Here is a 12,273-nt window from a genome sequence, read left to right as displayed (position 1 = left end):
GGGCCGTCGGCGGGGCGCTCAGCCGACGGTCGTGCGATCGCCCTCTCCCGCGGGGGTGCGGTCGGTGCGGACCCGCGGGAGGAACCGCCCGGTCCGGGCGCGGTACTCGGCGTACTCGGGGCCGAGTGCACTGCCCAGGCCGGGCTCGTAGACCGCGCGGGCCTGGATCTGCACCGCGACCAGGATCAGCACCCCGGCGAGCACTCCGAGCAGGGTCGGGGCCATGAACAGCATCCCGGCGCACCCGACGATCAGGCCGGTCAGCGCGGGGTTGCGGACACGGCGGTAGATCCCGCCGGTGGCGAGCACCGGGCGTCGTGCGGCGTCCGGGTCCCCGGCCGCGGCCGCACCGGCCTCGGCGGCCGAGCGGCGCCACACCGTGCCGAGCTGCAGCATCGCGACCGCGACGACGGCGAACCCGAGCAGCAGCAGCCCCGCCCCGACGACGGCGACCGCCGGCCGGGCCAGCACCGAGATCGGCTGCAGCACGTCGAGGGCCACCAGCAGCGGCGCCCCGAAGCCGAGGACCGCGGCCAGCACGAACAGCGTGCGGGCCCACCAGGCCGGGCTGCCCGGGTTCCGGGCGACGTCGAGCCTGCGCTCCCCGCGGGCACGGTGCGCGCGACCGCGGAACCACAGCCCGACGCCCACGGCGAGCGCCCCCAACACCAGCGCGGCCCACCCGAGCCCGTGGTGCCCGGCGACGTCGAACACGCGGGCCCAGGCGTTCTCGCCCCACACCTGCGGGACGGCCTCGTACAGCAGCCAGGCGCCGAAGACGAAGAACATCACCGCGGCGCCGATCGAGATGGCCCGCTCCGGGAGCCGCTTGCCGAGCTGGCGCCCGACGACGATGGCCAGCGCGTCCGCGGCGACCATGCCGGCCGTGGATCCGGCCCAGATGCCGATCGACCCGGCGAGGGTGCCGTGCTGGGCGGCCAGGGTGATCGTCGCGAGCATCGTCTTGTCACCGAGCTCGGCGAGGAAGAACGCGACCGACGCGGCGACGACGGCGGACCCGCCGGCCCGCCTGGCCTTGGCCTCCTCGTCCTCGGAGAGGCTGTCACCGCGCAGCGTCCAGGCGCCGAACGCCAGGAAGGCGACCGCGGCGACCAGCGCGATCCAGCCGGTCGGGATCGACGCACCCAGGCCGTAGCCGACGGCGACCGACACGAGGTGGGTCACCGAGGTGGCGATCGTGATCCCGATCAGGACCGGGATCGCGTTGAAGCGCGTCGCGAACGTGAGGGCCATGAGCTGCGACTTGTCGCCCAGCTCGGCCACGAAGATGACGCCGAAGCTGACCGCGAACGCGATCAGGAATCCATCCATGTCCATCCCTCGATCTCGACCGGACCGAGGATGGGTGCCCTCGATCCGGTGTATCCGGATCGAAGGTCTCGCTCGCCTGGTGGTGGTCAGGCCGCTGCGCCCGGGTCGGCCGTCGCAGGACGAGGCGGACCAGTATGTCGAGCGCAGCGTTGGGAGCTACTCCCCTTCGCGTACGAGGAGACGGTACCTCATCGATCCAGAGCGGCTCGACACCTGATGCGCATCCGATGGTGTGACCGCCCTCTCAGCGCCGACCCCCTGCGATGGCTTAGCGTCGCGAACGAGTCGTGTCACCGGTGACCGAGGAGGACCCGTCATGCCCGAGGCCGTCGTCTGTGCCGCCGTCCGCACACCGATCGGGAAGCGGAAGGGTTCGCTGGCCGAGGTCCACCCGGTCGACCTGTCCGCCGCCGTGCTGACCGCCCTGGTCGAGCGGACCGGGATCGACCCCGCCGTCGTCGACGACGTCGTGTGGGGCTGCGTGAACCAGGTCGGCGACCAGGCCGCGCAGATCGGCCGCTACGCCCTGCTCGCCGCGGGCTGGCCGGAGTCGGTGCCCGGGGTGACGGTGAACCGGGCGTGCGGGTCGAGCCAGTCCTCGTTCGACTTCGCGGCCGGGATGGTGCTGGCCGGGCAGTACGACGTCGTCGTCGCCGGTGGGGTGGAATCCATGACCCGGGTCCCGCTGGCCGCGGGCCGCGACCTGGGGCGTCCTTACGGACCGCTGGTGCGCGAGCGCTACCGCGCCGACCTGGAGTCCGGGGAGTTCCCGAACGGCGACTTCAACCAGGGTGTCGGCGCCGAGCGGATCGCCCGGGACTGGACGCTGTCGCGGACCCGGCTCGACACCTACGCCGCCCGGTCCCACGAGCTCGCCGCCGCCGCGATCGACGCCGGCGCGTTCGACGACCAGCTCGTCGAGGTACCCGGGGCGCCCGGGTTCGCCGCCGACGAGGGCCTGCGCCGCGGGACCACCACCGACACCCTGGCCGCGCTGAAGCCGTCGTTCTCCGCGGACGGGGTGATCCACGCCGGGAACAGCTCGCAGATCTCCGACGGCGCGTCGGCGGTGCTGGTCACCACCCCGGAGAAGGCCCGCGAGCTCGGCCTGACCCCGATCGTCCGCTACCACTCCGGGGCCGTGTCCGGCGCCGACCCGCTGCGGATGCTGACCGGCCCCATCCCGGCGACGCAGAAGGTGCTGAAGCGCTCCGGGCTGTCGATCGGTGACATCGGCGCGTGCGAGGTCAACGAGGCGTTCGCGCCGGTCCCGCTGGCCTGGCAGGCCGAACTGGGCGCCGACGACGCCGTGCTCAACCCGCTCGGCGGGGCGATCGCCGTCGGGCACCCGCTGGGCGCCTCGGGCACCGTGCTGCTCACCCGCCTGGTGCACCACATGCGCGACCGCGGGATCCGCTACGGGCTGCAGACCATGTGCGAGGGCGGCGGAACCGCCAACGCGACGATCGTGGAGCTGGTCGCCTAGACCGTCCAGGTTCCGCCCCGTGCTGTGGGTGGGGGTCCTCGGCGGGGCCGCGCTCGCCGCGCCGGGGCCGGGTCCTCACCGTGGGACGGCGCCCTCTCCTGACCAGGGCGTCCCGACCGACCGACGGGGCCGCGACGGGCACTCTCACCCGATGCCCGAGCGATTCCCAGCACGGTCACAGGGTCGTCTCAGGGTCGCGGCGCACAGTTGCACCATGACCGAGAACGGGCCGGGAACGGGCGAGCCGTCCGACGGACGGACCTCCACCGCAGGCGGCGCCACCGACCCCGTCCGGCCCGCACCGCGTCACGAGGGGGCGGCCCCCGCCCACCCGACCGGCGACGACGGCACCCGCGCACAGGAGGCGACCACCGTGACCGACACCGACCACCGGCAGCAGGGCGGCAGCCAGGGGCCCCAGACCCCGCCGCCGTGGGCGACGACGAGCAACCCCACGATCCCGGCGTACGGCGCGGGGAGCCCGCCCACCTCGGTCTACCCGCCGTTCCCCCAGCAGGGGCCGGCACCGAAGCCGCCGCGCCGGTTCGGCGCCGGCCTGGCCGCCGTCGCGCTGACGGCCGCCCTGGTCGGCGGCGCGGCCGGGGTCGGCGGTGCCTACCTCGTGCTCGACGGCCCCTCCTCGCAGGCCACGCTGACCAGCGCCTCCGCACCCGGCACCCCGGCCACCCCCGCCGACGGCTCGATCGCCGGCGCCGCGGCCGCGATCACCCCGAGCACGGTGGACATCCAGGTCCGCACCGCGCAGGGTCTCGCGGAGGGCTCCGGGGTCATCCTGACCTCCGACGGCCAGATCCTCACCAACAACCACGTGGTGGCGAACGCCGCCGACGGCGGCCGGATCACCGTGTCCACCTCCGACGGCAGGCAGTACACCGCGACCGTCGTCGGCACCTCCCCCAGCTACGACCTCGCCGTCATCAAGCTGCAGGGCGCCCGGGACCTCAAGCCCGCCACCCTCGGGGAGTCCTCGAGCGTGCAGGTCGGCGAGCAGGTCGTCGCGAACGGCTCCCCGCAGGGCCTGTCCGGCACCGTCACCGCGGGCATCGTCTCCGCGCTGAACCGGACCGTCACCGCGGGCGGCGACGGCCAGCCCCTGGTCGTCTACAACGGCCTGCAGACCGACGCCCCGATCAACGAGGGCAACTCCGGCGGCCCGCTGGTCAACCTGGCCGGGCAGGTCGTCGGCATCAACTCCGCGATCGCCACCGCCGGCCAGAGCTCCGGCTCGATCGGACTGGGCTTCGCGATCCCGGTCGACACGGCCAAGCGGGTCGCCCAGGAACTGATGGACTCCGGCGTCGCGACCAAGCCGCAGCTCGGTGTGCAGGGCGCGGTGTCGGCCTCCCGCAGCGCCCCGAGCGAGACCGCGGGCGCACAGATCGCGGCGGTGGAGCCGAACTCGCCCGCGGCGACCGCGGGGATCAAGGCGGGCGACGTGGTCACCAAGGTCAACGAGTACCCGGTGTCGAGCTTCGCGGACCTGATCGCCCGGGTCGGCAACTTCGCCCCCGGCCAGCAGGTCACGCTGACCGTCGGCAGCGGCTCCGGTGCCCGCGAGGTGCCGGTGACCCTGGGCAGCGTGAAGGACACCGCCGCCGCGACCGCCCAGAACGGGGCGCGGACCGTGCCGCAGGACGGCTCCTCCGGCGAGCTGCCGTTCGGCATCAACCCCTTCGGCGACGGCAACTGATGCGATCTCCCCGGGGCGACGCCACGCCCCGGGCACCCACTCCGGCCGGGCGCGACACCCCCCCTCCCGTCGCGCCCGGCCGGTTCCCTGTGCGCCGGTGGGCCGTCCGGTCTCAGCCGACCCGGTGGCGGGCCCGCAGCCGGGACCGCACCCGTCCGGCCAGCGCCGTGACCCCGGCGACGACGGCCACCAGCCCGACCGCGAGCAGCGCCGCCACCACCGGGGAGTCGGTGAGGTTGCCGGTCAGCACCCCGAGCACGCCGTAGAGCAGCGTCCACAGCACCGCACCGGCCGCGACGGCGGGCACCAGCTTCGCCCAGGTCATCCCCGACACCGCGGCCGCGATCAGGGTCGGCACCCGCCCCGCCGGGGCGACCCGCCCGACCAGCACGACCAGCCAGCCGCGCTCGGCGAACGCGCCGCGCATGCGTTCGATCCGGGCCGCGGTGCGCGCACCACCGAGCCGCCCGCCCGCGACCGCGGCACGGACCGGGTCACCGGCCAGCCGCGCGACGGCGAAGGTGACGAGGTCACCCAGCAGGGCCGCGGCGAAGGCCAGCAGCAGCACCACCGGCAGCGACAGCGCGGAACTCGTCATCGCCGTCGCGGCGGCGGCACCGACGATCGCGCCGGTCGGCACCACCGGCAGCACCGATCCGAGCAGCACTCCGCCGGCGACGACGAGGTAGGCGATCCGCCCGGCGTCCGGACTGAGCTCGGCCTCGAGCCAGTCCTGCGCCGGTGCGGCCAGCAGCTGCAGCGCGCTCACGCCGGCGTCCCGACGGCGGCACCGGGCGGGAGCACCAGGGTGCGGGTGGGCAGCCCGGCCGCGGCGACGGCGTCGGCGAAGTCGTGCGGCGGGCGCACGAGCAGCTCCCGCATCCGGGACCCGGTCCGCCCCGGGACCGAGCACAGCCCGGCCACGGCGAGGGTCCCCCAGTGCACCGGCAGCGCGACGGCCGGTGCGAGCCGCCGGACGGCCTCGGCGGCGCCGGCCGGGTCGAGGTGCCCCGGCCCCAGGTTCGGGCCCCAGCCCCACACCGGCAGCGCGGCGAGGTCGATCGGACCCTGGGCGGCGACGTCGTCGAGCCCGGGGAACAGCCCGGTGTCCCCCGCGACGTAGACGCGCAGCCCGTCGCCCTCCAGCAGGTGGCCCATCGCGTCGGCCTGCGGGCCGTGGGTGAACCGTGGCCCCCACCGGTGCCCGGAGTGGTCGGCCGGGGTGCCGGTGACGCGCAGCCCGTCGACGACGCGGGTCTGCCCGACGGCGAGCTCGGAGACCCGGGCGACGCCGCGGCGGCGGAGCCAGTCGCCCGCCCCCGTGGGCACCACGACCTCGACCGACCGCGGCAGCCGGCGCAACGAGGCCAGGTGCAGGTGGTCGGCGTGCAGGTGGGAGATCAGGACCAGGTCGACCCCCGCGGGCCCCGCCGGGTCGACGGCCGGCGCGGTACGGCGCAACGGTCCGACCGAGTTCGCCAGCACCGGGTCGGTGAGGACGGTGCGGCCACCGATCCGCAGTCGCAGGGTGCTGTGGCCGAGGAAGGTCGTCTCCGGCAGGTCCACACCGGCGAGTATCCCCTCAGGCGTTGCCGAGGACCCGGTCGACCGCGATCTGCAGCACCACCCGCCGGGGGTTCGGCCGGGGCTGCTTGTACTCGGCGGCGTAGCGGCGCTCGGCGTCGGCGACCACGTCGGGCTCGTCCCGCACGACGGCGCGGCCCTCCAGGGTGGACCAGGTACGCCCGTCGACGACGGTGACGCTGACCCGGGCCCCGTCCGGTCCGGCCGCGGCGACGTTGCGCGCCTTCTGCGACCCGCCGCTGCAGATCACCCGGGCGGTGCGCTCGGCCACGTCGACGGTCACCCCCACCGGCGCCGCGTGCGGGGTGCCGTCGCGGCGCAGGGTCACCAGGACGCACGGCCGGCGCTGGGACCAGAGCTCGACGAACGCGTCGGAGACGCCGTCGTCGAGCGACCGGCGACGGCGACGGGGCGGGACGGGGGTGGTGGTCACGTCGCCATCCTGGACGTCGCAACGCCCCGGGCGCGCCCGGCACGCCGAGGAGCCGGTCACTCCGGGCGACACCACTCGCCCCGGTGATCCCCGTACGGGCGACTTGTCTGGCCCCGCCGACCGGGTGTCGCTTCACTCTCCGCCATCGGACAGGGCGTCCCGTTCGCCCCACCGGTCACGAGGATCACGTTCGTCACAGGGAGTGGATCATGACCGCACGTTCGCTCGTCCGCCGCACCGGCGCCGTCGCCGCCACCGTCACCCTCGCCGCGCTCGCCGGGCTCCCGCTGGCCGGGGCGGCGTCGGCCGCGGAACCGGCCGCCACCCCGGTGACGAGCGTCGTCACGGCCCCGGCCCAGGAGGACACCGAGGAGCCGCCGACCGAGGAACCCACCGACGACGCGACGCCGGCCGACGACGACCCGGACGCCACCGACCCCGAGGAGACGGCGCCCGAGGAGACGACCACGGCTCCGCAGACGACCACTCCCGCGGCCGGTGCTCCCGCCACCGGGCGCGGCAGCGACCTGGACTGCGTCGACCTCTCCCGCGCCCAGGCCCAGGCGGTGCTCGCCGCCGACCCCTCGGACCCGAACAACCTGGACCGCGACGGCGACGGCCGGGCCTGCGAGGGCCCGGACCTCGTCGCGGCGGCCGGCACCGGGCAGGTGCGCGCGGTCCCCGGCGGCGGTGTCGAGGCCGGTGACGGCTCCGGCGGCGCCGGGGTCGACCCGACGGTGTTCCTGCTGGTCGGGACCGGTGCGGTCCTCGCCGCCGGGGCGGGTGTCGTCGTGTGGAGCGGGCGTCGCACCGGCCGCGCGTCGCTCCCCCTGACCACCCGCCACTCGTGACCCGCACCCCCGCGCACACCGGTCCGCCGGGCACGAGGCCGGTCGGACGCGGGCGCTGCGGCCCCGCGTGCGGGGCCGGTCCGCGGGAGCTGCCCGGGCCACACGGCCGCCGCGGGCCGCGCGGGGTGCGACGGGTGTGGTGGGGGGTGCTCGTCGTGCTGGCGCTGGCCGTGCCGCTCGGGGCGCCGCCGGTGGCGATCGGCGGAACGGTTCCGCCGCTGCCCACGACCACGCTCCGCCCGGCGGCGGCCCCGCTGCCGCCGTCGGACCCGGTGCGGGTGCGGGCGCCCTCGATCGGGCTCGACAGCGGGCTCGTCCCGCTCGGCCTGACCGGGCGGGGGACGCTGGAGGTGCCACCCGACGGTGCCGCCACCGGCTGGTACACCGGCGCCCCCGCGCCGGGCTCCCGGGGGCCTGCGGTGCTCGCGGCACACGTCGACTGGGACCACGAGCCGGGCCCGTTCTTCCGGCTGCACGCGCTCGCCCCCGGTGACCTGGTGTCGGTCGACCGCGCCGACGGCACCGCCGCGACCTTCGAGGTCCAGGCCGTCCGTCGCTACGCCAAGGACCGCTTCCCCACCGCGGCCGTCTACGGCGACCTGCCCGGCGCGGGCCTGCGGATGATCACCTGCGGCGGGACGTTCGACCGGGGCGTGCGCAGCTACACCGACAACGTGGTGGTGCTCGCCTCGCTGGTCGACCCGGGTCGCGGCCCGGTGTAGACGCCGGTCGGCCGGAACCGCAGGCCGGGCTCGGCGTACTCCTCCAGGGCGTGCGCCACCCAGCCGACGGTCCGGGCGCAGGCGAACAGCAGCTCGCCGGCGTCGGGGCTCAGGTCGTGGGCGTGCATCAGCGCGGCGAGCGCGAGGTCGACGTTCGGGGCGGGGCCGTCCCCACCGCGGTCCATCCCCGCGACGACGGCGTCGACGCAGGCCACGACGCGGTCCGCGGCCGGGTCCGCGCGGAGCCGGTCGAGCAGCACCGTCGCGCGCGGGTCGGTGCCCCGGTACACCGAGTGCCCGAAGCCCGGGACCCGCTCGCCGGCCCGCAGCCGCTGGGCGAGCACGCCGGACGGGTCGTCCTGGGCCTCGGTGAGGAAGCGGTGGGCGAGCCCGCTGACCAGTCCGTGGCGGGGCCCGTCCAGGGCGCCGAGCCCGGCCGAGACGACGGCGTGCACGTCGGCCAGGGTGCTCGCGGCGACCCGGGCCGCGACCGTCGACGACGCCAGGCCGTGGTCGGCGAGCAGGACCAGCGCGGCGCGGACGTGCCCGGCCGTCGCCGACGCGGGTGCCCGGCCCGGGTCACGCAGCAGCGCCGGCAGCAGCCGCTCCGCCAGGTCGGACGGTCCGGACCCCGGGTCCCCGGCGAGTGCGGTCACGACCGTCCCCAGCAGCGCCGACGCCGTCGCCACCACCGCGCCCGGCCGGGCGGCGGCACGCAGCGGGTCGGCCGCGGCCACCGCGGCGACGGCGAGCCGGAACCGGTCGGTCGCCCGTGCCCCGGCGGGGGCGGCGTCGAGCACGGCGCGCGCCGGGGCGAGCAGGTCCGGGGCGGCGTCGAACGACACCCGGCCCGGGACCTCCCACAGCAGCGCCGCGACCTGCTCGAGGTCCGCCGACCCCGCGAGCGCCGGCGTCGCCACCCCGCGGAACCACGGCCCCCCGTCGGCGACGAGTGTGATCCGCGTCCTGATGCGCTCGACCGTCCCGGACGGCTCCCCCGCCTCCCGGCCGCGCGCGGCGAGGGCCTCCACCTCGTCCTGGGCGAACCGGCTGCCCCGCCGCTGCGCGCCGCGCACGCTGGTCAGCAGCCCGCGGCTGGCGTAGGCGTAGACGGTCTCCCGCTTCACGCCGAGGCGTTCCGCGGTCTCGGCGACGGTCAGGTACTCCACGAGATGGACCGTATCAACATTGATCCGATCAATATTGACAACGATTCCCGACGGGCGGACGGTCCGGTCATGACCAGCACCGACAGCACCGGCACCGCCGCCCCGCAGGTCCCACCGGGCCTGCGCGGCGTCGCCGTCACCACTACCCGGATCGGGGACGTCCGCGGAGACGAGGGCTTCTACCACTACGGCCCGTACTCCGCGGTCGACCTCGCGCGCACCCGCACCTTCGACGACGTGTGGTTCCTGTTCGTCCACGGCCGCCTCCCGGGCACCGCCGAGCTCGCGAAGTTCGCCGCCACCACCGCGCAGCGCCGGGTCCTGCCCGACGCCGTCGCCGCGCAGCTGCCCGCGATCGCCGAGGCCTGCGGGCCCGACCTGCTCGCCGGGCTGCGCACCGCCCTGTCGCTGCTCGGCCCGCAGCACGGGATGCGGCCGCTCTGGGACGACCCGACGGCGGGCCCCCGCGACGCCGCGACCGTCTGTGCCGCGACACCGACCGTCCTCGCCGCGCTGCACCGGCTGCGTCACGGCCTCGACCCGGTCGCCCCGCGTACCGACCTGTCGTCCGCCGCGAACTGGCTGTGGATGCTGGCCGGCGCCGAGCCCGCGCCGACGCACGTCCGCGCGCTCGACGCCTACCTCGTGGCGACGGTGGACCACGGCTTCAACGCCTCCACCTTCACCGCCAGGGTGGTCGCCTCCACCGGCGCCGACGTCGCGTCCTGCGTGGTCGCCGCGCTCGGCGCGTTCGCCGGGCCGCTGCACGGGGGCGCCCCCGACCGCGCGCTGGAGAGCCTCGACGCGATCGACCGTGACGCCGGCGGCTCGCCGGAGCGCTGGGTGGCCGACCGGCTCGCCGCGGGGATGCGGATCATGGGGTTCGGCCACGCCGTCTACCGCGGGCCGGACCCGCGCTCGGCGCTGCTGCGCGAGGTGGCCGCGGAGCTGGGCGGGCCGCTGCCCGCGCGAGCCGCCGACGTCGAACGGCGGGTCGCCGCCACCCTCGCCGAGCTGCGTCCGGACCACCCGCTGTTCGCGAACGTGGAGTTCCACGCGGGCGTGGTGATGGAGGGCTGCGGGATCCCCCGCAGCATGTTCACGCCGACGTTCGCGGTCAGCCGGGTCGTCGGCTGGTGTGCACACGTGCTGGAGCAGGCCGCGCAGCGCCGGCTGATCCGTCCCTCCGCGGCCTACGACGGCCCGCCGCCGCCCGAGCCGGTCCCGCCGCGCGCGGAGTGACCCGGCTTGCCGGACGGGTGACCGGCGTGCTCATCTGATGGGTGACTCCCGCTTCGGCGGGGGTCCGCCGTCAGCACGATCCGTCACCCCACCACGGAGGTCGAGTGTTCCGGGCACGCCGTCCGCACCAGCAGCCCGAGAGCACCCACCCCGGGGGAACCGCACCGGCGCCGCCGCGCCCCGGCGTCGCGATCGCCGTCCTGGCCTCCTGCGGACTGCTCGTCTCACTGGTCCAGACGATGGTCGTGCCGCTGCTGCCGCGGTTCCCGGAGCTGCTCGACGTCAGCGGGTCGACGGCGTCGTGGCTGATCACCGCCAACCTCGTCGCCGGCGCGGTGTCGGCGCCGGTGCTGGGGCGGCTCGGCGACATGTTCGGCAAGCGCCGGATGCTGCTCGTGGCGCTCGGCCTGGTCGGGGTGGGGTCGCTGCTCGGCGCGCTGGCGCCCGGGATCGAGCTGCTGCTCGTCGCCCGGGTGCTGCAGGGCGCCGCGTTCGGGGTGATCGCGCTCGGGATGAGCCTGATGCGCGACGTCCTGCCCGCCGACCGGGTCGGGTCCGGGGTCGGGCTGATGTCGTCCTCGCTCGGCTTCGGCGGGGCCATCGGGCTGCCGATCACCGGCGTCGTCGCCCAGTTCGCCGGCTGGCGCTGGCTGTTCGCCGGGGCCGCGGTGCTCGGCGTGCTGCAGATCCTGCTGGTCCGGCGGCTGGTGGCCGAGTCACGGCTGCGCACCGGCGGCCGGTTCGACGTGCCGGGGGCGTTCGGCGTCGGCGGGGCACTGGTGTGCCTGCTGCTGGCGATCTCCAAGGGCGACGACTGGGGCTGGACGTCGGCGACCGTGCTCGGCCTGTTCGCCGGCACCGTGGTGCTGGTCACCGCGACCGCCTGGTACGAGCTGCGCGTCCCCGCGCCGCTGGTGGACCTGCGGGTCTCGGCACGGCCCGCCGTGCTGCTGACCAACCTCGCCTCGGTGCTGGTGGGCTTCGCGGTGTTCGCGGGCTTCGTGCTCGCCACCCAGATCCTGCAGGCCCCCGTCTCGACCGGCTACGGGTTCGGGCTCTCGCTCGTCGTCGCCGGGCTGGTGCTGCTGCCGATGGGCGGGTCGATGGTGGTGTTCTCCTCGGCCTCGGCCCGGCTGTCGCGGCTGCGGGGCCCGCGCACCACCCTGGTGGTCGGCACGCTGCTCCTCGGGGCGGGCAACTTCGCCTTCGCCGCGATGCCCTCGACGGTGCCGCTCCTGATGGCCGCCTCGACCGTGGCCGCGGTCGGCGCCGCGCTCGCCTACTCGGCGATCCCACTGACGATCATGCGGGCGGTGCCGGAGTCGGAGACCGCCGCGGCGAACAGCCTCAACACCCTGGCCCGGCAGCTCGGCACGAGCTCGTGCACCGCGGTCGTCGCCGCGGTGACGGCGACCTACGTGCTCGGCGACGGCGGACCGCCCTCGGCCACGGCGTACACGATCTCCTTCGTCGCGGCGGGCGCCGCCGGGCTGCTCGCCACGGTCCTGGTGCTGCTCACGCCCGCGCCGAAGGCGGAGACCGTCGCGGCCCCGGCCCCGGCGACCGCCCACGGCTGAACACCGGAGCGCCCCGGAACGGTGTCCGGGAATTCGGGATCGCATTCCGCAGTCGCATTCCCACCGTGCGCCGCCGGGCGGCCGCCGCGGCGCCAGCGTACGACCGTCCACATCGGAGGACGAGCCCCGTCCTCCCCCGTTCGGACGATGGTGCGCCCCCCCGGAG

At 76.2% G+C, this 12,273-nt stretch carries 11 protein-coding genes; 6 read left to right on the top strand and 5 right to left on the bottom strand.

Annotated elements, in window-relative coordinates; genetic code table 11:
* Window positions 1–18: 18 nt before the first annotated feature.
* Window positions 19–1,332: a TMEM165/GDT1 family protein gene (locus Ae331Ps2_RS16515; RefSeq protein WP_075312242.1), complete on the bottom strand. Its 1,314-nt coding sequence runs from the start codon at window positions 1,330–1,332 to the stop codon at window positions 19–21.
* Between the two features lie 316 nt (window positions 1,333–1,648).
* Here Ae331Ps2_RS16515 and Ae331Ps2_RS16505 point away from each other — a divergent pair, with 316 nt between their 5' ends.
* Both Ae331Ps2_RS16505 and Ae331Ps2_RS16500 read left to right on the top strand, forming a co-directional pair.
* Window positions 1,649–2,818: a thiolase family protein gene (locus tag Ae331Ps2_RS16505; RefSeq protein ID WP_075307872.1), complete on the top strand. Its 1,170-nt coding sequence runs from the start codon at window positions 1,649–1,651 to the stop codon at window positions 2,816–2,818.
* A 214-nt stretch (window positions 2,819–3,032) separates the two neighbouring features.
* On the top strand, window positions 3,033–4,529 hold the full coding sequence (locus Ae331Ps2_RS16500) for a S1C family serine protease (RefSeq protein ID WP_075307874.1): 1,497 nt from the start codon (window positions 3,033–3,035) through the stop codon (window positions 4,527–4,529).
* Window positions 4,530–4,641: 112 nt separating this feature from the next.
* On the opposite strand, the gene Ae331Ps2_RS16495 is transcribed toward Ae331Ps2_RS16500, so the two are convergent.
* Genes Ae331Ps2_RS16495 through Ae331Ps2_RS16485 form a run of 3 tightly spaced genes read right to left on the bottom strand, consistent with a single transcriptional unit; the run spans window position 4,642 to window position 6,546 of the window.
* Entirely contained in the window at window positions 4,642–5,298 is a 657-nt protein-coding gene (locus Ae331Ps2_RS16495) for a DedA family protein (RefSeq protein ID WP_020621552.1), read from the bottom strand.
* Window positions 5,295–6,095 carry an MBL fold metallo-hydrolase gene (locus Ae331Ps2_RS16490; protein WP_075307876.1) on the bottom strand — a complete coding sequence of 267 codons (801 nt, stop codon included), beginning with the start codon at window positions 6,093–6,095 and terminating at the stop codon, window positions 5,295–5,297. The genes Ae331Ps2_RS16495 and Ae331Ps2_RS16490 overlap by 4 nt, the downstream gene beginning before the upstream one ends.
* 16 nt (window positions 6,096–6,111) lie before the next feature.
* On the bottom strand, window positions 6,112–6,546 hold the full coding sequence (locus Ae331Ps2_RS16485) for a TIGR03618 family F420-dependent PPOX class oxidoreductase (RefSeq protein WP_020622685.1): 435 nt from the start codon (window positions 6,544–6,546) through the stop codon (window positions 6,112–6,114).
* 209 nt (window positions 6,547–6,755) lie between these two features.
* Here Ae331Ps2_RS16485 and Ae331Ps2_RS16480 point away from each other — a divergent pair, with 209 nt between their 5' ends.
* Complete coding sequence (locus Ae331Ps2_RS16480) at window positions 6,756–7,397, top strand: hypothetical protein (RefSeq protein ID WP_075307878.1); 642 nt, start codon at window positions 6,756–6,758, stop codon at window positions 7,395–7,397.
* Complete coding sequence (locus Ae331Ps2_RS16475) at window positions 7,394–8,119, top strand: class F sortase (RefSeq protein WP_249265264.1); 726 nt, start codon at window positions 7,394–7,396, stop codon at window positions 8,117–8,119. The genes Ae331Ps2_RS16480 and Ae331Ps2_RS16475 overlap by 4 nt, the downstream gene beginning before the upstream one ends.
* Here Ae331Ps2_RS16475 and Ae331Ps2_RS16470 read toward each other — a convergent pair.
* The gene (locus Ae331Ps2_RS16470; protein WP_212611734.1) at window positions 8,059–9,288 is read right to left on the bottom strand and encodes a citrate synthase; all 1,230 of its coding nucleotides are present in this window, start codon (window positions 9,286–9,288) and stop codon (window positions 8,059–8,061) included. The two genes, Ae331Ps2_RS16475 and Ae331Ps2_RS16470, sit on opposite strands and share 61 nt — an antisense overlap.
* Window positions 9,289–9,357: 69 nt before the next feature.
* Here Ae331Ps2_RS16470 and Ae331Ps2_RS16465 point away from each other — a divergent pair, with 69 nt between their 5' ends.
* Both Ae331Ps2_RS16465 and Ae331Ps2_RS16460 read left to right on the top strand, forming a co-directional pair.
* On the top strand, window positions 9,358–10,530 hold the full coding sequence (locus tag Ae331Ps2_RS16465; protein WP_075307880.1) for a citrate/2-methylcitrate synthase: 1,173 nt from the start codon (window positions 9,358–9,360) through the stop codon (window positions 10,528–10,530).
* A gap of 104 nt (window positions 10,531–10,634) precedes the next feature.
* Window positions 10,635–12,107 (top strand): MFS transporter, encoded by a 1,473-nt coding sequence (locus Ae331Ps2_RS16460; RefSeq protein WP_075307882.1) that lies wholly within the window; start codon window positions 10,635–10,637, stop codon window positions 12,105–12,107.
* Window positions 12,108–12,273: the final 166 nt, after the last annotated feature.

It is taken from the genome of Pseudonocardia sp. Ae331_Ps2, assembly GCF_001932405.1.
Classification (GTDB): Bacteria; Actinomycetota; Actinomycetes; order Mycobacteriales; family Pseudonocardiaceae; genus Pseudonocardia.
This window is presented reverse-complemented; position numbering and strand designations above follow the sequence as displayed.